Annotated in this window: 17 protein-coding genes; 8 read left to right on the top strand and 9 right to left on the bottom strand. The window is 71.6% G+C overall.

Annotated elements, in window-relative coordinates; genetic code table 11:
* Positions 1 to 49 precede the first annotated feature (49 nt).
* The gene (locus tag AC4FS1_RS11645) at positions 50 to 871 is read right to left on the bottom strand and encodes a helix-turn-helix domain-containing protein (RefSeq protein WP_491155180.1); all 822 of its coding nucleotides are present in this window, start codon (positions 869 to 871) and stop codon (positions 50 to 52) included.
* Positions 872 to 1,052: 181 nt separating this feature from the next.
* Between AC4FS1_RS11645 and AC4FS1_RS11640 the strand changes: the two genes are divergently transcribed.
* Positions 1,053 to 1,832, top strand: a complete 780-nt coding sequence (locus AC4FS1_RS11640) for an SDR family NAD(P)-dependent oxidoreductase (RefSeq protein ID WP_491155178.1) — start codon at positions 1,053 to 1,055, stop codon at positions 1,830 to 1,832.
* 17 nt (positions 1,833 to 1,849) lie between these two features.
* On the opposite strand, the gene AC4FS1_RS11635 is transcribed toward AC4FS1_RS11640, so the two are convergent.
* The 3 genes from AC4FS1_RS11635 to AC4FS1_RS11625 all read right to left on the bottom strand — a co-directional run bounded on the left by AC4FS1_RS11635 (position 1,850) and on the right by AC4FS1_RS11625 (position 5,908).
* A complete protein-coding gene (locus AC4FS1_RS11635; RefSeq protein WP_491155177.1) occupies positions 1,850 to 3,082 on the bottom strand; it encodes an amidohydrolase in 1,233 nt (410 codons plus the stop codon).
* Between the two features lie 77 nt (positions 3,083 to 3,159).
* Entirely contained in the window at positions 3,160 to 4,170 is a 1,011-nt protein-coding gene (locus tag AC4FS1_RS11630) for a LacI family DNA-binding transcriptional regulator (protein ID WP_491155175.1), read from the bottom strand.
* Between the two features lie 58 nt (positions 4,171 to 4,228).
* Positions 4,229 to 5,908: a glycoside hydrolase family 13 protein gene (locus AC4FS1_RS11625; protein WP_491155173.1), complete on the bottom strand. Its 1,680-nt coding sequence runs from the start codon at positions 5,906 to 5,908 to the stop codon at positions 4,229 to 4,231.
* A 78-nt stretch (positions 5,909 to 5,986) separates the two neighbouring features.
* Here AC4FS1_RS11625 and AC4FS1_RS11620 point away from each other — a divergent pair, with 78 nt between their 5' ends.
* Complete coding sequence (locus AC4FS1_RS11620; protein WP_491155171.1) at positions 5,987 to 6,517, top strand: adenine phosphoribosyltransferase; 531 nt, start codon at positions 5,987 to 5,989, stop codon at positions 6,515 to 6,517.
* A gap of 305 nt (positions 6,518 to 6,822) precedes the next feature.
* On the opposite strand, the gene hpxO is transcribed toward AC4FS1_RS11620, so the two are convergent.
* The 4 genes from hpxO to AC4FS1_RS11600 form a co-directional block, all read right to left on the bottom strand.
* The gene (gene hpxO, locus AC4FS1_RS11615; protein WP_491155169.1) at positions 6,823 to 8,019 is read right to left on the bottom strand and encodes an FAD-dependent urate hydroxylase HpxO; all 1,197 of its coding nucleotides are present in this window, start codon (positions 8,017 to 8,019) and stop codon (positions 6,823 to 6,825) included.
* 7 nt (positions 8,020 to 8,026) lie between these two features.
* The gene (uraH, locus tag AC4FS1_RS11610) at positions 8,027 to 8,362 is read right to left on the bottom strand and encodes a hydroxyisourate hydrolase (RefSeq protein WP_491155167.1); all 336 of its coding nucleotides are present in this window, start codon (positions 8,360 to 8,362) and stop codon (positions 8,027 to 8,029) included.
* On the bottom strand, positions 8,359 to 8,886 hold the full coding sequence (gene uraD / locus AC4FS1_RS11605) for a 2-oxo-4-hydroxy-4-carboxy-5-ureidoimidazoline decarboxylase (RefSeq protein ID WP_491155166.1): 528 nt from the start codon (positions 8,884 to 8,886) through the stop codon (positions 8,359 to 8,361). The genes uraH and uraD overlap by 4 nt, the downstream gene beginning before the upstream one ends.
* A gap of 82 nt (positions 8,887 to 8,968) precedes the next feature.
* Entirely contained in the window at positions 8,969 to 9,478 is a 510-nt protein-coding gene (locus AC4FS1_RS11600; RefSeq protein WP_491155164.1) for a CGNR zinc finger domain-containing protein, read from the bottom strand.
* 98 nt (positions 9,479 to 9,576) lie between these two features.
* Here AC4FS1_RS11600 and AC4FS1_RS11595 point away from each other — a divergent pair, with 98 nt between their 5' ends.
* The 6 genes from AC4FS1_RS11595 to AC4FS1_RS11570 all read left to right on the top strand — a co-directional run bounded on the left by AC4FS1_RS11595 (position 9,577) and on the right by AC4FS1_RS11570 (position 17,710).
* A complete protein-coding gene (locus AC4FS1_RS11595; RefSeq protein WP_491155162.1) occupies positions 9,577 to 10,437 on the top strand; it encodes an alpha/beta fold hydrolase in 861 nt (286 codons plus the stop codon).
* A gap of 211 nt (positions 10,438 to 10,648) precedes the next feature.
* Positions 10,649 to 12,004: an allantoinase AllB gene (allB, locus tag AC4FS1_RS11590; protein WP_491155160.1), complete on the top strand. Its 1,356-nt coding sequence runs from the start codon at positions 10,649 to 10,651 to the stop codon at positions 12,002 to 12,004.
* A complete protein-coding gene (locus AC4FS1_RS11585) occupies positions 12,001 to 13,329 on the top strand; it encodes an acetamidase/formamidase family protein (protein WP_491155159.1) in 1,329 nt (442 codons plus the stop codon). The genes allB and AC4FS1_RS11585 overlap by 4 nt, the downstream gene beginning before the upstream one ends.
* The gene (locus AC4FS1_RS11580; RefSeq protein WP_491155157.1) at positions 13,326 to 15,014 is read left to right on the top strand and encodes an AtzH-like domain-containing protein; all 1,689 of its coding nucleotides are present in this window, start codon (positions 13,326 to 13,328) and stop codon (positions 15,012 to 15,014) included. The genes AC4FS1_RS11585 and AC4FS1_RS11580 overlap by 4 nt, the downstream gene beginning before the upstream one ends.
* Before the next feature lie 196 nt (positions 15,015 to 15,210).
* Positions 15,211 to 16,407: a pyridoxal-phosphate-dependent aminotransferase family protein gene (locus tag AC4FS1_RS11575; protein WP_491155716.1), complete on the top strand. Its 1,197-nt coding sequence runs from the start codon at positions 15,211 to 15,213 to the stop codon at positions 16,405 to 16,407.
* A 1-nt stretch (position 16,408) separates the two neighbouring features.
* Positions 16,409 to 17,710, top strand: a complete 1,302-nt coding sequence (locus AC4FS1_RS11570) for an allantoate amidohydrolase (protein ID WP_491155156.1) — start codon at positions 16,409 to 16,411, stop codon at positions 17,708 to 17,710.
* A 124-nt stretch (positions 17,711 to 17,834) separates the two neighbouring features.
* Here the strand turns inward: AC4FS1_RS11570 and AC4FS1_RS11565 are convergent, their stop codons facing one another.
* Entirely contained in the window at positions 17,835 to 18,419 is a 585-nt protein-coding gene (locus tag AC4FS1_RS11565) for a TetR/AcrR family transcriptional regulator (RefSeq protein WP_491155154.1), read from the bottom strand.
* Positions 18,420 to 18,438 lie beyond the last annotated feature (19 nt).

Raw genomic sequence — 18,438 nt, 5'->3', positions numbered from 1 at the left:
CGTGTTTCGGCGGAGAATCCGACGGATGGTGGCGAGTCGACGGGGGGCGTCACTCCGTGTACGACGCGAGGAAGGCGAGTTTGTCGGCGCTGTCGCTTCCGGGAGCAGGGTGGTAGATCACGAGGAAGAGACTCTGGAGCGTGTCGCCGATGAGGAGTTTCTCGCGATTGAGGGTGAACTCGCCCACGAGGGGGTGGTCGATGGTGACGGGCCAACTCTGCCGGGCCTGGACGTCCTGCTGCGCCCAAAGGGCTCGGAATCGGGCGCTGGCCAGAGAGAGCTCCCCGACGAGGTCGATGAAGCGTGTGTCGGTGGTGTCGGTGCCGACGGAGCGGCGGAAGCCGGCCACCAGGCGCGCGGTGGTGTCATCCCAGTCGGGGTAGAGGGCTCGTTCGTCCGGATCGAGGAAGACGGCGCGAAGCCGGTTCTCGCCTGCCGCCAACCGGGGCGAGATGGCGGTGGCGAGGGGATTGGCGGCGAGCACATCGAAGTAGCGGCCCTCGACGAAAGCCGGCAGGTGCAGCGACGTCAAGAGCTGGGCGACGCTGTCCGGCACGGTTTCCCGTCGCGGCCGCTTCCCCGACCGAGCACCGGACTGCTCCGTCAGCGACAGCAGGTACGCGGTCCCGGTGGGGTCGAGCCCGAACACCCGCGCGAGGGCCTCGAGGATCTGGGGAGAGGGGCGCCGATCGCGACCCTGCTCGAGGCGGAGGTAGTAGTCCGAGCTGATGCCGGCCAGGAGCGCGACCTCCGACCGCCGCAGACCCGGCACGCGGCGGTTGCGTCCGCCGGGAAGGCCGACCTGCTCGGGAAGGACGCGTGCGCGCTGGGCACGCAGATAGTCGCCGAGCATGTTCTGCCGGGAAGCCATGCCCGCATCTTAGATCGCCAGCGGATGCAGCCTCGTGGTCCTGCGGGGACCACTGTCACGGGGGCGTATCCACCCCACTGATACCGGCACCACCATGGATATCGGGCGGCAGATCGGGCGGGCAAGTCATGATCCGGTCGGCGCCACGAGGACCGGAGCAGCGGTAAGCAAGGAGGAGGACATGAGCGGATTGGCTGTCGTCACCGGAGCGTCGTCGGGGATCGGCCGCGAGTATGCGCGCCGGCTGGCATCGCGGGGGACGGACATCATCGCGGTGGGGCGGCGTCAGGAGCGCCTTGACGAACTCGCCACCGAGTTCCCGGACGTGGCGGTGCGGACCGTTGTCGCGGACCTGTCGACGCGCGAGGGAATCCAGGAGGTCATCTCCGCGGTCGGCGACCAGCCGGTGACGTTCCTGGTCAACAACGCCGGGGTCGCTCACTACAAGGCGTTCACCGAGCTGCCCGAGGAGGAGGCGGCCGAACTGGTGGGCGTGAAGGTGCTCGCCCCCACGCTTCTGACCCGAGCCATCACACCCGGGATGGTGGAGCGCGGCGCCGGGCAGATCGTCAATGTCGCGGGCATGATCGCCTTCAGCGGTCCTGCGACTCTCGAGCAGGTCGGGCTGCGACGTGCCGTGTACGCGTCGACCCTCGCCTACGCCCTCGCCTTCTCCCAGACCCTGAACGCCGAGCTGTCTCCGAGCGGCGTGAACGTGCAGGTTCTGCTGCCGGGCGTGGTCGCGACGGAGTTCCACGAACGGCAGGGCATGGACCTGTCGGCTGTTTCGCGGATGACGGCCGCCGACGTCGTCACCGCCAGCCTCCGCGGCATCGACCTCGGGGAGACCGTCACCGCCCCCGGGGTGGAGCAGCATGCGTTGCTCGAGGATGTCTTCGCCGCCGACCTCGCCGCATTCGGTGCGCAGTCGCCGGAGCTGGCATCCCGCTACCGGGCCTGACCGGCGACGGGGCGCCGTCAGCCCAGGAACTCGCGGGCAGCGACGACGAGGTTCTCCACGCCGCGGTCGATCGTCGGCTGGAGGACCGGAGCGAAGAAGGGGGAGTGGTTGGTGGGGATGTCGCGTTCCACGGTGCCCGCCGCCACCGCCTCGGCGTAGGCCTGCGGGTCGACGCCGCCCCAGAACCAGTACACCAACGGCACGCCGGAGTCCCGCGCGAACCAGGAGACGTCCTCGCTCCCGGTGAACATGCCGGGGTCGACGACACTGCCCGCCCCGAACGACCGCTCGAACGCCGCGACCAGGCGGGCCGTGGCATCCGCATCGTTGATGGTGGGCGGGAGGGTGTGGTCGGTGGAGATCACGGGCGGCACCTCGGCGCCGGATGCGGCGGCCTCGGCCCGCACGATGCGCTCGACCTTCTCCAGCACGCGGTCGCGGGCTTCGTCGTCGGGGTACCGCAGGCTCAGCTCCAGCCTCGCCTCCGCCGGGATGATGTTGTTCTTGAGCCCGGCGTGGATGGAGCCCACGGTGACCACGGCGACATCGCGCGGGTCGACCTCGCGCGAGACGATCGTCTGCAGCCGCATGACAGTGGCTGCCGCCATCACCACGGGGTCGATCGTGGAGTGCGGGCGCGAACCGTGGCCGCCGCGGCCGTGGAGGACGACCGTGAGGCCGTCGGATGCGGCCATCTGGGTGCCCGGACGCACCCCGATCGTGCCGGCGGGAAGGGGGGTGAGGTGCTGGCCGAGCACGATGTCGGGCTTCGGGAACCGGGCGAGCACGCCGTCGGCGATCATGGCCTGCGCGCCGGCGCCGTACTCCTCGGCCGGCTGGAACACCGCCACCACCGTGCCGGACCACTCGCTCCGCGTGGCCGCGAGCCGCTGCAGCGCGCCGAGCATCGCCGTGACGTGCATATCGTGCCCGCACGCGTGCATGACGGGCACGCTGTTGCCGGCGGGGTCCACGCCGCGGGCCGTGCTGGCGTAGTCGAGGTTGGTCCGCTCCTCGACGGGCAGCCCGTCCATGTCGGCGCGCAGCCAGACGACCGGACCTTCGGCCTGGGAGCCGGCGGGCTGGCTGCGGATGACGGCCACGACACCGGTGCGCCCCACTCCCTCTTCGAACTCGATCCCGAGCTGGGTGAGGTGCGTCACGATCACGCCGGCGGTGCGCGTCTCCTGAAAGGACAGCTCGGGGTGTCGGTGCAGGTCGCGGTACAGGCTCTCGAGATCGATGCTCATCCCCCGAGCCTAGGGGGCGGCCCGGATCTCGCATGCGGGGTCGGGGCCCTCGTCACCGGCGTGCGACGGCGGAGGTGTCAGCGCTGGCGCGCGGTGGTGCCGCGCACGACGAGCTCGAACGGCAGACGCGCGGGGATGTGCGGGACGGATGCGGGGTCCTCGAGCCGGGTGAGGATCGCCTCGGCGGCCCGCTCTCCCTGGCCCAGCGGGAACTGGTCGATCGTGGTGAGCCGGAAGAATTCGCCGAGCTCGTGCCCGTCGACGCCGATGACTGAGAGGTCTTCGGGAACGCGGTAGCCGAGCTCGCGCGCGGCGAGCACCGCTCCGATGGCCATCTCGTCGGATGCGGCGAACAGTGCGGTGGGGCGCTCGCCGGGCCGCCCGAGCAGCTGCGTGGCGGCGCGGAACCCGCCCTCGATCGTGAAGTCCGCCGGCTCGTACAGTGCGGGCAGCGCCGGAATCCCCGCATCCGACAGCGCCTGCTCGAAGCCCTGTCGGCGCTGGGTGGGGATGTGGAAGTCGATGTCGAACTCGGGATTGGCCCCGATGTGCCCGATGTGAGTGTGGCCCAGCGAGAGCAGGTGTTCGGTGGCAAGGCGCGCGACGGCGACGTCATCCACGGTCAGTGTGGTCAGCTGCGGATTGGGGCCGCCGATCGCGATCACGGGGATGCCGAGGTCGTGGAGGCGCTCGGACTCGTCGGCGCCGAGCTCGATGGAGATGGCGATGAGTCCATCGATGCGTCGCCGGCGCAGGAACGTCTCGAAGACCATGCGCCGCTCGGCGGGATCGGCCGTGACGCTGTACAGCGTGATGTCGTAGCCGCGCCGCATGAGCGCGGCCGCGATGCCGCTCAGGACGGTGCTGAAGAACCAGCGGTCCACGAACGGCACGAGCACGCCGACGTTGCGCGTTCGCCCCGATGCGAGGCTCGACGCCGAGGCCGACACGACATAGCCGAGGTTCTCGGCGGCGGCCATCACCCGGGTCCGGGTGGCCTCGGAGACGTGCCCGCGGCCGCTGAGCGCCCGCGAGACCGTCGCCGTCGACACGCCGGCCAACCGCGCGACCTCGTCGATGCTCACCATCGCCGGACTCCCCCCACGGGATGCTTCGTTCGCGCGCTCGTTCGGCCCGCTCGCCGCGTCAGTCCGCGGCGATCCAGACCGTCGTGTCGCCCGGGATGCCCTCTGCCGCGAGCGGACCGCTCGCGGCCACGAGCGTACCGGCCGGGAGCGCCACCGTGTCGCCGCCGACGTTCGCGATGACCGTCAGGTCGCCGTTGCGGAACGCCACGACGTCGTCGCCGAAGCCGTCGAGCCACTCCATCGAGCCGCTCCCGAGGCTCCGGGCCCGACGCTCGGCGAGGAGTGTGCGGTACAGCTCCAGGGTCGACTCCGGGTCGCCGACCTGGGCTTCGCGGGCGAGTGCCGCCCACTCGGCCGGCTGCGGCAGCCAGGAGGCGCCGGTCTCGGAGAAGCCGTACGCCGGTGCCGTTGCGCTCCACGGGATGGGCACGCGGCATCCGTCGCGCCCGTAGCGCTCGCCCTGCGTGCGGAACCAGGTGGGGTCCTGCCGGCTGTCGTCGGGAAGGTCGATGACCTCGGGAAGTCCGAGCTCTTCGCCCTGGTAGAGGTACGCCGACCCGGGGAGGGCGAGCATGAGCGCGGTCGCGGCACGAGCTCGGCGGAGCCCCACCTCGGGGATCGGCTTGCCGGGCGACAGGGGGCCGAGGCCGGACCCCTGCGGGTTCTCCGCCGTCAGGGCGAGGCGCGACGCGTGACGGACGACGTCGTGGTTCGAGAGCACCCAGGTGCTCGGTGCACCGACCGCGGGGTAGGCCGTGATCGATTCGGAGATGACGGCACGCAGCTTGGCTGCATCCCACGCCGTCTCGAGGTACTCGAAGTTGAATGCCTGGTGCATTTCGTCGGGGCGTACCCACAGGGCCGTCTGCGCGACGCTGGGCATCCAGGCCTCCGCGCACAATGCACGGTCACCGTCGTACTCCGCGAGGAGCGTGTGCCAGTCGCGGTAGATCTCGTGGACACCCGGCTGGCCCCAATACGGCACCGATGCTTCGTTGCCGCCCATGGACCCTGCCTGCGGGTCCGGCGTGTAGTCCGGAAGGCCCGCCTCTTTCACCAGGCCGTGCGCCACATCGACGCGGAACCCGTCGACACCGCGGTCGAGCCAGAAGCGCAGGATGCGGCGGAACTCCTCGCGCACCTCCTCGTTCGACCAGTCGAAGTCGGGCTGGGACGCGTCGAACAGGTGCAGGTACCACTGGCCCGGGGCGCCGTCGGCTTCGGTGACGCGCGTCCAGGCGGGGCCGCCGAACACCGACTCCCAGTTGTTCGGGGGCAGTTCGCCGTCGGCGCCACGGCCGTCGCGGAACATGTAGCGCGCGCGCTCGCTGCTGCCGGGGCCGGCGGCGAGGGCCGCCTGGAACCACTCGTGCTGGTCGGACGAGTGGTTCGGGACCAGGTCGACGATGATGCGGATACCGCGCTCGTGCGCACCGGCGAGCAGGTCATCGAAGTCGGCGAGCGTGCCGAACAGCGGGTCGACGTCGCAGTAGTCGGCCACGTCGTAGCCGGCATCCTTCTGCGGCGAGCGCTGGAAGGGGCTCAGCCAGATCGCGTCGATGCCCAGGTCGCCCAGGTCGCCGAGGTGGGCGGTCACGCCAGGAAGATCGCCGATGCCGTCGCCGGAGCTGTCCGCGAACGAACGCGGGTAGATCTGGTAGATGACGGCGGTGCGCCACCACTCCGACCCCGGTGCGACGGTGGTTTCGGTGCGGGCGTCCTCCTGCGTGAAAGTCATCCCGCCAGACTACTGCAAGCGCTTGCAGGGAAGGCCGGAGCGCCGGGGGCCTTGACGTCTCGCGGGTAAGGTGGGCGCGTGCCCGAACGTCCTGCCGCCCTCGCGCGCGCCGAAAGCCTGATCGGCAGCATCCCCGACTATCCGGCTCCCGGCGTGGTCTTCCGAGACATCACGCCGCTGCTGGCGGACGCGTCGGCGCTGCGCACGTGCATCGATGCGCTCATCGCGCCGTTCGCCGGCGGCTTCGACGTGGTCGCCGGGATCGAGGCCCGCGGTTTCCTTCTGGCCGGAGCCGCCGCGATCGCGGCCGATGCCGGGCTCGTCCCGATCCGCAAGGCCGGCAAGCTGCCGCGCCCCGCCGCATCCGTCTCGTACGCGCTCGAGTACGGCACGGCCGAGATCGAGATGCACGACGACCTCCCACCGGGCACGCGCGTGCTGCTGATGGACGACGTCCTGGCCACCGGCGGCACCGTCGCCGCGGCCCGGGAGCTGGTGTCGACACTGGGCGGCATCGTCATCGGCACGGCGGTGCTGCTGGAGATCGACGCCCTGGGCGGGCGCGACCTGCTCGGCGACGCACCGCTGCACGCGCTCTTCTCGGTCTGATCCTCGCGCTGCCCGGTGCCCTCGCCCGGGCTTCTCCCGCGCGTGCTGTGCCCCTCCCGCGTACCTAACTCAGGATGAGCGGGCCTCGAGGACGCCGTGTCACCGGTGGCCCGGCTCGTTTGGCCTGAGTTAGGCGCGGTCGGGGCGTCTCCGGTCGCCCCTCGCCCGGGTTCGCGGTCGGGCGGCGCTCGTCGGGGGCCACCCTGATCCGGATGCGGATGCGGGACGCTGGGGTATCCGAGTCTGCCGGCGGGATCCGAATCCGGGGGGTACTGGGACCACCCGGCACCGCGCCGTGACCGCGGTCAGGCGAGGACGCCGCCGCCGAGGTTGACCGGACTGCCCTCGATGTTGCCGACGATGCCGCGGATGACTCCGGTGCCGTCTTCGCGGCGGAGGGAGTCGTACCAGGCCTCGGTCACGGCGGGGTCGAAGGCGTGGGTCTCCACCGCACGCTTGCGGGCGCGCAGCACGAGGTCACCCGCGCGCTCCGACCGGATGCGCTGGTAGCGCACGAGCGCATCCTCAACTCCGAGGGTGTTGGTGGCGAACACGATGCCGAGCGCGAAGCTGTCCTCCAGCGCCGAGCACGCCCCCTGCCCGATGTCGGGTGTCGTGTTGTGGGCGGCATCCCCGAGGATCGCCACGCGTCCGCGCACCCACGTGTGGAAGGGGTCGATGTCCCAGATCTCCACGCGGTTGAGGGATGCCGCGGGGTCGATGGCGTCCAGGAGCGCCCGCACCCCCGGTGCCCCCCATCCGCCGAACGCGTCCTCGAGCGGCTGCTTCCCGTCCGCTTCGCGGTCGTAGGGCAGGCCGCTCGGCTGCGGCACGTCGACGAAGAAGTAGAAACGGTCGCCCCCGACCGGCATCACGGCGCACCGCTTGCCTTCCGCGACGTAGGTGGTCCACTGGTTCGCCGGGCTGATGCGCTCGTCGATCGGCACGAGCCCGTTGAAATTCGTGTACCCCGAGTACGTGCGCTCGGGCCGGGTCGCCGCATCCGCCGTGACGTAGTCACGCGTGAAGGATCGGGCGCCGTCGGCCCCGATCAAGAGGTCGCCGGTGTCGGTCGTGCCGTCGTCGAAGGTCGCCGTGACGGTGGTGCCGTCGTCGTGGATCCCCACGAGCCGCATGCCGAGATGGATGCGGCTCTGCCCGACGGTATCCATCAGCAGCGCCTGCAGGTCGGCGCGCGCGACGGGATATGCCTGCTGGCCGGTTCGCGTGGTGACGGGTTCGAGGCTGAAGCGGCACATCTGCTCACCGGTGTGGCCGTCGATGTAGGCCATATCGTCCATCTGCCCGCCGAGGGCCGCGACCTCGTCGGCGAGCCCGAGCCAATTGAGCACCTTCACGCCGTTCGACCACAGCGACAGGGCGGCGCCAACGGGCTTGTTCTCGCGCATCTGGTCGTAGACGACGACGTCGTGCCCGAGGCGTTGCAGAGCGATCGCGGCACTCGTGCCGCCGATGCCCGCCCCGATGATCAGAACCTTCATGCGCCCCTCAACTGCCGCGGTAGGTGGAGTACGCGAACGGGCTCAGCAGCAGGGGCACGTGGAGGTGCCGCCCGGAGTCGTCGACCGTGAAGGTCACCGTCACGTACGGGTGGAACGTCTCGGTGCCGCGGGCGGCGAAGTACTCCCCGGTGCGGAACGTCAGGGCGTAGTCGCCGGGGTCGAGCCGGTCCGGCTCGATGGCGAGGCGCCCGTCGCCGTCGGTCGTGCCCTGCGCGAGCACCGCGCCGAGGGCGTCGCCGGATGCGGCGGCGAGGACGACTGCGACGCCCGCGGCCGGTTCGCCGGTCGCCGCATCCAGGACGTGGGTGGTGAGCGCGCTCACTCGGCGTCCTCGGGGGTGGGGTCGCTGTCATCCGTGACGGCGGCGCGAAGGCGGAGCAGGGCGATCTCGGCGAGCTGCGCGGTGGCTTCCGCCGTCTCGACGTCGGGGGCGTTGCCCATGCGGCGCTGGAGCTCGGCGAGCATCGCGCTCGGCGTGCGTCCGGCCGCGCGGATGAGGAACACCCGCCCGAAGCGCTCCTCGTAGGCGGCGTTTCCCGCAGCGATCGCGGTGGCGACGTCGTCGCCGGCTGTCGACATCGACGCTTGCTCGCGGCGGGATGCGGCGGCCTCCGCGCCCGCGCCGCTGACCCGAGCGCCGATGCGCGGATGGTGGGCGAGCGCGGCCTCGAGGTCGGCCGGCGCCCACGTCGCCGCGAGGGCACCGGCGTACGCCGCAAGCGCGTCGACCGAGGCGTACGGGCGACCGGCGACCACCGCATCCACCCACCCCGGCACGTCCGCCCACACGCGGACCACGGCCGTGGCGTCGGCCGGATCGGCCGTATTGAACTCGTCCAACTCCATGTCAGTCACGCTAGCGGTGCCGCATTTCCGGCTCGTGACACGACGGCCGGGCGGCGTACGCGTCGCACTCCCGGCGGCGGGCTCATGCGCCGGGTGAGGTGGCGCTCCGCTGGCGGCTCGCGTGGGCGCGGGCCTTCATCCGGTTTCCGCACGTGCCCATCGAGCACCATTTGGCGGTGCCCGGCCGGCTGTGGTCGACGAGGAACAGATTGCACTCGTCGTTGGCGCATGCCCGCAGGCGTCCGGGCAGCTCCGCCATCACGGCCGACCACGCCAGCGCGGCGCGCACTCCGAGGCGTTCGTCATCAGGTGCCTGCAGCTGCCACTGAACTCCGCCCGGTCCCACCTCCGGTGCCAGGGTGGCGCGGCTGACCACCGTGCCGAGCTCCTCCAAACGGTCGGTCTCGCCGCGGATGACCGCCTGCAGAGCGCCGCGCACGTGCTGGAGGTGGCGGGTCTCCGCCTTCGATCCCGTGCCGCCGAACCGCTGCGCGATCTGTGCACCGGCGGGGCTTTCCAGGACGTCGGCCGGCTTCCCCCGAACGACCGGCGCGCTGTTCAGCAGCGCCAACAGCAGCTCCTCGTCCTCCATCGCCTGCATCCCTCCGTGTCGCACCCTCGGGCTGGCTGCCGGGCGTGGTCCCATGCTAGCGTGCGGCTAACCGGTTAAACGATATTTAGGAGTTAGAGATGGCAACCGTTCACCACCGCACCGTGTCCGTCGGCGGCCTCGACGTGTTCTACCGTGAGGCCGGGCCGGAGGATGCGCCCGTCCTGCTCCTGCTCCACGGCTACCCCACGAGCTCCCACATGTTCCGTCACCTCATCCCGGCGCTCGCCGACCGCTACCGCGTGATCGCGCCCGATCACATCGGCTTCGGCCGTTCGTCTGCTCCGTCGGTGGACGATTTCGACTACACCTTCGATGCGCTCGCCGACGTCACGCGCTCGTTCCTCGAGGTCGTCGGGGTCACGAGGTTCACCATCTATGTGCAGGACTACGGCGCACCGATCGGCTGGCGGCTGGCGTTGGCGGACCCAGATGCGGTGGAGGGTGTGATCTCGCAGAACGGCAACGCATACGAGGACGGCTTCGTGCCGGACTTCTGGGCGCCGATCTGGGCGTACGGCGCCGAACCGTCCGCGGAGAACGAAGTGGCCCTCCGGCCGGCGCTGGGGCGCGAGGCGGTGGAGTGGCAGTACACGCACGGCGTCGCGGACACGACGACGATCGACCCCGATGCATGGGAGCACGACCTCGCGCTGCTGCAGCGACCGGGCGTGGACCGCGCGCAGCTCCACCTGTTCGGCGACTACGCGACCAACCGCGCGCTGTACCCCGCCGTGCATGACTGGCTGCGCGCCTCGCAGACCCCGGTTCTCGCCGTGTGGGGCCGGAACGACGAGATCTTCGCCGCGGCCGGCGCAGAGGCGTTCCGCACCGACGTCCCGCAGGCCCGCGTCGAGCTGATCGACGGCGGCCACTTCCTCCTGGAATCCCACCTCGATGAGGTGGTCCGGATCATCCGGGACTGGCGCGCGGGCTTCTGAAACCCGCCCCCGGGCGCCCATCCTCCGGCTGCGCTCTGCATAACTCCTTTATTCCTGCATCACCGCGCCCCGCGCACCGCGGAAAGACGGCGGCTGCGGCCACAGCCGGGTTGGAATTGAGGAGTTATGCGCACGCGACGCGGCGCAGCCGCGGACCGAGAATGTTGCCGTGGGTAACATCCGGGAAATGCGGGAACCGTACGGTGGCGGCATGAGCACATTGGCCTCGGTCGCCGCGCAGCGCGTGTACCTCCACGGGGCATTCGTCCCGGCGACCGTCCGCGTCGCCGACGGCGTCATCACCGCTGTGGATGGCTTCGACCCCGGCGCCGACGTCGTCCTCGCCGACTCTCAGGTGCTGCTGCCCGGCCTGGTCGACTCGCACGTCCACCTCAACGAGCCCGGACGCACCGAGTGGGAGGGGTTTGCCACAGGAACCGCCGCGGCGGCGGCGGCGGGCGTCACCACGGTGCTGGACATGCCGCTGAACAGCATCCCGGTCACCACGACCGCCGAGGCCCTCGCCGTCAAGCGGTCCGCGGCGGCCGGGCAGCTGGCCGTCGACGTCGGATTCTGGGGCGGCGCCGTACCGGAGAACCTCGGTGCGCTGGCGGCCCTGGATGCGGCGGGCGTGGTCGGGTTCAAGTGCTTCCTGTCCCCGTCGGGCATCGACGAGTTCGGCCACCTCGACGCCGTCCAGCTCGAAGCCGCCCTCACGGAGATCGCCGGGCTCGGCAGCATCCTCATCGTCCACGCCGAAGACCCGGCGCACCTGCACGCCGACGGTCCGCTCGGCACGGACTACACCGACTTCGAGGCGTCTCGCCCGGCCGCGGGCGAGCGCGCGGCCATCCGAACGGTCATCGAGGCGTCTCGCCGCACGCGGGGACGTGCGCACATCGTGCACGTGTCGGATGCCGGCGCCCTCGAGGACATCCGAGCGGCGAAGGCCGAGGGCGTTCCGCTGACCATCGAGACGTGCCCGCACTACCTCACGCTCACGGCCGAGGAGGTGCCCGCCGGCGCGGCTGAGTACAAGTGCTGCCCGCCGATCCGCGACGCCGCGAACCGGGATCTCCTGTGGGAAGGAGTGCTCGACGGCACTGTGGACGCGATCGTGAGCGACCATTCGCCGTCCACACCCGCGTTGAAGGAGTCGCGCGACTTCGGTCTGGCCTGGGGTGGAATCTCGGGGCTGCAGACCGGCTTCTCCGCGGTGTGGACCGAGGCCCGGCGCCGCGGCATCCCGCTCGAGCGGATCCTGCCGCTGTTCACCACCGGACCCGCACGCATCGGCGGCCTCGGTGGGCGCGGGCGAATCGCGGCCGGCGAGCCCGCGCACCTGGTCGCCTTCGACCCGGATGCGTCGCACCTCGTGCGCGCCGCGGACCTGGAGTACCGCAACAAGATGTCGCCGTGGGACGGGCGGACGCTGCACGGCGCCGTCAGCACGACGTGGGTCCACGGGATGCCGGCCTACCGCGCCGGTGAGGGCGTCGTGGCGCGGGCGGGCCGTGAGATCCTGGCCGAGCCCGCGACGCTCGCCGGATGGGGGAACGACCGATGACGATCGAGATTCCGCAGGAGAGCGCTGAGGCAGCCTCGCCGGCGTTCGAGATCCTGCAGCCCGGCGTCGGCGAGACGCCCGGGGCGCACTACCTGCGCGCCACGCCCGACACCGTGCTGTGGGGCCGGTTGCCCTGCGTGACGGATGCGGCGGTGCTCACCATCGCGACCGGTGACACCGTGACGATCGACACCGTGAGCCACGAGGGCATCCTCGATGACCAGGGCAAGAACCCGGTGAGGTTCTTCGGCGGACACGGGGTGGCGGCATCCGCCGTGCTGGATGATGCGATCGCGATCGCTGCCACCGTGCCGAGGGATGCTGCATCCGATGGCCCGCACGTGGTCACCGGCCCCATCCGGATCGACGGCGCGAAGCCGGGCGACCTGCTCAAGATCACGGTCGAACGTCTGCAGCCGCGCGTGCCGTACGGGGTCATCTCCAATCGGCACGGGAAAGGCGCGCTGGTCGGGGAGCTGCCGCGCACGCCCGGGAGTGTGAGCGTGTTCGCCGCGGTGGAAGAGCGGGACGGCCGTCTCGTCGGCACGCTGCCCGTGACGGAGGGCGGCGAGCGCGTCGTCACCTTCCCGCTCGCACCGTTCCTCGGAATGATGGGCGTGGCGGTGGCCGAGTCCGAGCGGCCGCACTCCGTGCCCCCGGGTGCGCATGGCGGCAACATCGACATCAACCTCCTCGTCGAGGGGACCGTGCTCTACCTGCCCGTGCAGGTGGACGGCGCGCTCGCGTACATCGGCGACCCGCACTTCGCCCAGGGCGACGGGGAGGTCGCGCTCACGGCCCTGGAGGCTTCGCTGCGCGCGACCCTGCGCTTCGATGTCGTGCCGCGGGAGGAGGCGCTCGCCGAGTTCGGCGAGGTGACCGGACCCCTCGTCCGCACCGATGAATACCTCGTGCCGACCGGCCTCGATGTCGACCTCGATGAGGCGATGCGGCGGTGCGTACGCGCCGCGCTGTCGCTGATCCGGGCGCGGTGGGGGATGGACGAACACCTCGCCTACGCCTACCTCAGCGCCGCCACCGACTTCGACATCTCGCAGGTGGTCGACATCGTGTCCGGGGTCCATGCCCGCATCCGCGAGTCGGACTTCGCCGACGTCCCGCGCCCCGCCCGCCCCGCGTCCGCGTCCGGGTCCGCATCCGTGCCCGTGCCCGCGCCCGGGTCCGGTTCCGTGCCCGCGCCCGGGTCCGCGTTCGTGCCCACGCCCAGATCAGGAGAATCGACCGGAACAGGAGCATCCGGCCGAAACGGGCCTGTCTTCGCCACATCTCCTGAACCGGGCACGGCGACGGGGGACGGACGATGACGGATGCCGCGGAGTCCAAGACCGGCGCGGCCGACAGTCCGGCCCACACCCCGCCCCACACCCGGGCCGACAGTCCGGCCGACACCGCGGCCGACAGCGGGGCCGACATCCCGCCCGACCTCCGGCGGGCGTTCGAGGAGTACGAGCGCGCCGTGGTGGAGAACGACCTCGATGTGCTCGACGCGTCCTTCGCGCCGGGGCCGGATGTCCTCCGCGGGGACGGTGCCGGGCTGCTCGTCGGACACGACGCCATCCGCGCGTTCCGGTCGCAGCGCGGCGGCGTGACGCAGCGGAGCATCGACAGCATCCACTACCGGCCGCTCGCCGACGACGCTGCCCTTCTCATGTCAGTGTCGCGCTACTCCGGCGGCGGGCGAGGCCTGCAGACTCAGGTGTGGCAGCGCATCGATGGGCGATGGCTGGTCACCGCAGCGCACGTCACCCCGCGCGCCCCCGCCTTCGACCGGTCGGTGTGGCGGAGCGTGGGCGACCCGTTCTTCCAGGGCGCGTGGGAGGGACCGCTCGCGGGCCTCACCGTCGCGGTGAAAGACCTGTTCGCCGTCAGGGGCTTCCGTATCGGCGCGGGCAATCCGACGTACCTCGAGGAGGCGCGTCCCGAGACCACGACGGCACAGGCCGTGGCCGATCTGCTGCGGGCCGGAGCATCCCTTCGCGGGATCGCTCGCACCGACGAGTTCGCGTACTCGATCGCGGGCGACAACCCGCACTACGGCACACCGCCCAACGGCGCGGTGCCGGGCGCCCTTCCGGGCGGCTCATCGAGCGGGCCCGCCACCGCGGTCGCCACGGGCCAGGCCGAGATCGGCCTCGCCACCGACACCGCCGGTTCGATCCGCGTGCCGGCGTCGTACCAAGGGCTGTGGGGGCTGCGCACGACCCACGGACTGGTTCCGCGGCAGGGCCTCGTGCCCCTGGCGCAGTCCTTCGACACGGTGGGCTGGCTCGCCCGGGACGGCGACACCCTCCAGCGCGTCGCCGACTGGTGCCTGAGTTACGACGGGTCCGAATCGACCGAGAGCGTGTACGGCGCGTCCAGCGACGACCTCCCGTGGCGATTCCTCATCCCCGCGCCCGTGCACGCACAGGCCGAGCCGGCGACGCGCGACGCGTTCGATGCCCTCGTGGCGGCGCTCGCCGCGACGGATGATCCGCCCTCCGTCTCCCGCGTCGACGTCGGCGACCTGGGTGCCTGTGTCGAGGCCTTCCGCGCGGTGCAGGGCGCCGAGGCGTGGCGCAACCACGGCGAGTGGCTGCGCGCCCATCCCGGAGCCGTCGGACCGGCGGTCGCGGAGCGCTTCCGCGTTGGCGCGGCCGTGACTGCCGAAGAAGAAGCCGCCGCTCGCGTCACCCTCGAGAGCGTGCGTGCGCGGATGTCCGCACTCACCCGCGACGGCGTGCTCATTTTCCCGACCGTTCCGGGTCCGGCACCGCTGCGAACGGCGGATGCAGCGGCCATCGACGCCCTTCGCGCCGCGACGCTCCGCATGACGGCCCCGGCCGCCGTAGCGGGCCTCCCCGCCGTGTCGGTGCCGCTCCTGACCATCCCCACCCGGGTGGGGATGGCGCCCGTGGGGGTCTCGCTCGTCTCGCGTGCCGGCACGGACATCGCCCTCGTCCGGCTCGCCCGCCGCCTGGCAGCATCCTGGCCCGGAGCGGCCACGTGACCCCTGCCATGCTCGCCCGCACCCCGGTGCGGCCGCAGCGCGCTCGGGGCCGAAGGCCGGCGAGGGCGAACAGCACCCCGAACCCGAGCCCCGGCCCGAGCCCCAGCCCGAGCCCGAACAGCAACCCGAACCCGAACCCGGAGTACCCGTGACCGACACCGTCCCCGGCCCGATCGATCCGCCGACCCGGCTCCTCATGGGGCCGGGTCCGATCTCGGCGTACCCGAGCGTGCTCCGCGCCATGTCGGCGCCGCTCGTCGGCCAGTACGACCCGTTCATGACCGCGACCATGGCGGAGACCCAGGACCTCTACCGGCAGGTGTGGTCGACGCGCAACGACGCCACCGTGCTGATCGATGGCACGTCGCGCGCCGGCATCGAGGCGGCGCTCGTCTCCCTCATCCGCCCGGGGGACCGCGTACTCGTGCCGGTGTTCGGACGTTTCGGGCACCTCCTTGCCGAGATCGCGGAGCGGGCGCTCGCCGAGGTGCACACCATCGAGGTGCCGTGGGGTTCGGTGTTCCCGGTGTCGGTCATCCGCGCGGCGATCGAGCGCGTGAAGCCGCACGTGCTGGCGCTCGTCCAGGGCGATACGTCCACGACGATGAACCAGCCGCTCGATGAGATCGGCGAGATCTGCCGCGCGCACGGCGTGCTCTTCTACACCGACGCCACCGCCTCCCTCGGCGGCAACGAGTTCGAGATGGACGCGTGGGGCGTGGATGCGGCGACAGCGGGCCTGCAGAAATGCCTGGGTGGCCCGTCCGGATCCGCCCCTCTCACCCTCTCCGAACGCGCCGTAGCGGTGGTGCGCTCGCGCGCCCGCATCGAGGCGGGCATCCGCGAGGAGGGCGACCCGGATGCGCCGGATTTCGTCCGCTCGAACTACTTCGACCTCGGCATGATCCTCGACTACTGGGGTCCGCGGCGCCTGAACCACCACACCGAGGCGACGTCGATGCTCTACGCCGCCCGGGAATGCGCCCGCGTGATGCTCCTGGAGGGCCGCGCGGCCGTGATCGCGCGGCACCGCCTGCACGGCGAGGCCATGCTCGCTGGCGTACGGGGGCTCGGACTCGCGGTGTTCGGCGACGTCACCCACAAGATGTCCAACGTCGTCGCGGTCGAAATCCCTGAGGGCGTGCCCGGGGAGGCGGTGCGCTCCGCCCTCCTGGACGACTTCGGCATCGAGATCGGCACGTCGTTCGGACCGCTCCACGGCCGCGTGTGGCGGATCGGGACCATGGGGTACAACGCCCGCACGGATGCGGTGGTGCAGACTCTCGCGGCGCTGGAATCCGTGCTGCGCCGGTTCGGCGCATCCGTTCCCGCCGGAGGAGGCGTCGAGGCGGCCGAGGGCGTCTACGCCGCTGATGTGCCGGGCGGCGACTGACGTGCGTGCGCGCTTGCAGGTCGGACCCGACCGGATCGCCGCGGCGGCGGCTCGGGTGATGGCGCGGTGCGACGAGCTCGCGCGCGTCACCGCGACTCCCGGACGCATCGAGCGGGTGTACCTCTCCCCGGAGCACGCGCGGGTCAACCGCCTCGTCGCGCAGTGGATGCGGGAGATCGGCATGGTGTCGCGGCAGGACGCGGCGGGGAACCAGATCGGCCGCCTCGACCCGTTGGATGCGCCCCCGGGCGACGTACCCGCGCTGCTCATCGGCTCGCACCTGGACACGGTGCCCGACGCCGGACGGTTCGACGGCATCGCGGGAGTGCTCATGGGGCTCGAGGTCGTCCGGCTGCTGCGGGCGAGCGGCGAGGACGGGTCGGCGTACGCGCCGCTTCCTTTCGCCGTAGAAGTGATCGCGTTCTCCGATGAAGAGGGCACCCGGTTCGGCAAGGCTCTGCTCGGTTCGTCGGCCGTGGCGGGCACGTGGGATGACGCGTGGTGGGAGCTCACCGACCGCGACGGTGTGACGCTCCGGCACGCCGTCCGCGAGTTCGGGCTCGACCCGGGGCGCATTTCGGAGGCCGCGCGCCGCCCCGAGGAGCTCGTCGGATATCTCGAGGCGCACATCGAGCAGGGCCCCGAGCTTCACCGGCGCGGCGAGTCGCTCGCGGTGGTGTCATCCATCGCCAGCGCCCGCCGGTTCCAGCTCGTCGTCGAGGGCGAGGCGCGGCACGCCGGCGGCACCCCCTACGACATGCGCCGCGATGCGCTCCTGGGGGCGAGCGAGGCCGCGCTCGCGGTGGAGCGCATCTGCCGTGGCGAGCACCACATCATCGGCACCGTCGGTCAGCTGGAGGCGTTCCCGGGGGCGGTCAACATCGTGCCCGGTGAGGCGCGCTTCTCGCTGGACCTGCGCGGCGAGTTCGACGCACACCGCGACTCCGCGTGGGATGCCATCGCCCTCGAACTCGACGCGATCATGGGCCGACGCGGGCTGCGGTGGCGGGCATCCGAAGTGCACTCCGCGCCGGCGGTGTTCTGCGCACCCCTGCTGCAGGACGTGGTCCGAGCCGGCATCGGCGCTCTCGCACCCGGGGCCGACGATCCCGCGACGCTGTTCAGTCCCGCCGGGCACGACGCGATGGCGATCGGAGCGATCACCGAGGTCGGGATGCTGTTCCTCCGCAACCCCGACGGCATCAGCCACCACCCCGACGAGGCCGTGTCGGCGGAGGACGTGGGTGCCGGCATCCGGGCCCTGGCCGAGTCCGTGCTCCACCTAGCCGCCGAGCCCCGCTGACCCCCCCACCCGCGCCCACCCGCGCCCACCCGCGTTCGGCGAGAAACGACATTCCGGACGAGAAACGGCGCGACGCGTCCTGTCTCGTCCGGATCGTCGTTTCTCGCTCGGCGCCGAGCGCGGCTTACGTCGCCAGCAGGCCGTCGAGGCAGAGGTCCAGGCCCGCCTCGAGGTGCTCCGCGGTACCCGTGGACAGCAAGACCGTGACCCCGCCCTGGATCGCGGCGATCAGCGCCGCCGCGGTGCGGTGCGCGTCCAGCGACGGGTTCGCCTCACCCGCGGCCTGGGTCGCCTCGATCCCCGCTTCGAGACTGGCCTGCCAGCGCTGCACGAGTCCCGCGGTGACCGCACGAGCGCGGGGGCTGTACCGGCCCACGTCGGCGATCAAGACGGCGAGTGGGCAGTGCAGCCCCTGGTCCCGGTACTGCTGGACAATGAGGTCTCGCCACTGCTGCCACGCTGCGCGCGAGGTGAGTTCGCTCAGGTAGGGCATCTGGTCATCGAAAACTCGGGCGGCTTCGAATTCAGCGACGGCCAGCAGCAGCTGCTCCCGACCCTCGGGGAAGTAGTAGAAAAGCTGCCCCTTGCCCGTGTTGCTCCGAGCGCACACATCCTCGAGTGTCGTGTTGCTCGTGCCGCGTTCGCGAATCTCCTCCGCGGCTGCTTCGACGATGCGCAGGCGGGTCGCGACGCCCTTGAGTGTGCTCATGCGCGTAATTGTACTTGTG

The sequence above is a fragment of the Microbacterium sp. Z12_35 genome, from assembly GCF_058310475.1.
This window is presented reverse-complemented; position numbering and strand designations above follow the sequence as displayed.

Coding starts and splice junctions, on each gene's coding strand:
- AC4FS1_RS11645 (WP_491155180.1), bottom strand. CDS start 871: ATGGCTTCCCGGCAGAACATGCTCGGCGACTATCTGCGTGCCCAGCGC.
- AC4FS1_RS11640 (WP_491155178.1), top strand. CDS start 1,053: ATGAGCGGATTGGCTGTCGTCACCGGAGCGTCGTCGGGGATCGGCCGC.
- AC4FS1_RS11635 (WP_491155177.1), bottom strand. CDS start 3,082: ATGAGCATCGATCTCGAGAGCCTGTACCGCGACCTGCACCGACACCCC.
- AC4FS1_RS11630 (WP_491155175.1), bottom strand. CDS start 4,170: ATGGTGAGCATCGACGAGGTCGCGCGGTTGGCCGGCGTGTCGACGGCG.
- AC4FS1_RS11625 (WP_491155173.1), bottom strand. CDS start 5,908: ATGACTTTCACGCAGGAGGACGCCCGCACCGAAACCACCGTCGCACCG.
- hpxO (WP_491155169.1), bottom strand. CDS start 8,019: ATGAAGGTTCTGATCATCGGGGCGGGCATCGGCGGCACGAGTGCCGCG.
- uraD (WP_491155166.1), bottom strand. CDS start 8,886: ATGGAGTTGGACGAGTTCAATACGGCCGATCCGGCCGACGCCACGGCC.
- AC4FS1_RS11600 (WP_491155164.1), bottom strand. CDS start 9,478: ATGGAGGACGAGGAGCTGCTGTTGGCGCTGCTGAACAGCGCGCCGGTC.
- AC4FS1_RS11595 (WP_491155162.1), top strand. CDS start 9,577: ATGGCAACCGTTCACCACCGCACCGTGTCCGTCGGCGGCCTCGACGTG.
- allB (WP_491155160.1), top strand. CDS start 10,649: ATGAGCACATTGGCCTCGGTCGCCGCGCAGCGCGTGTACCTCCACGGG.
- AC4FS1_RS11585 (WP_491155159.1), top strand. CDS start 12,001: ATGACGATCGAGATTCCGCAGGAGAGCGCTGAGGCAGCCTCGCCGGCG.
- AC4FS1_RS11580 (WP_491155157.1), top strand. CDS start 13,326: ATGACGGATGCCGCGGAGTCCAAGACCGGCGCGGCCGACAGTCCGGCC.
- AC4FS1_RS11575 (WP_491155716.1), top strand. CDS start 15,211: ATGGGGCCGGGTCCGATCTCGGCGTACCCGAGCGTGCTCCGCGCCATG.
- AC4FS1_RS11565 (WP_491155154.1), bottom strand. CDS start 18,419: ATGAGCACACTCAAGGGCGTCGCGACCCGCCTGCGCATCGTCGAAGCA.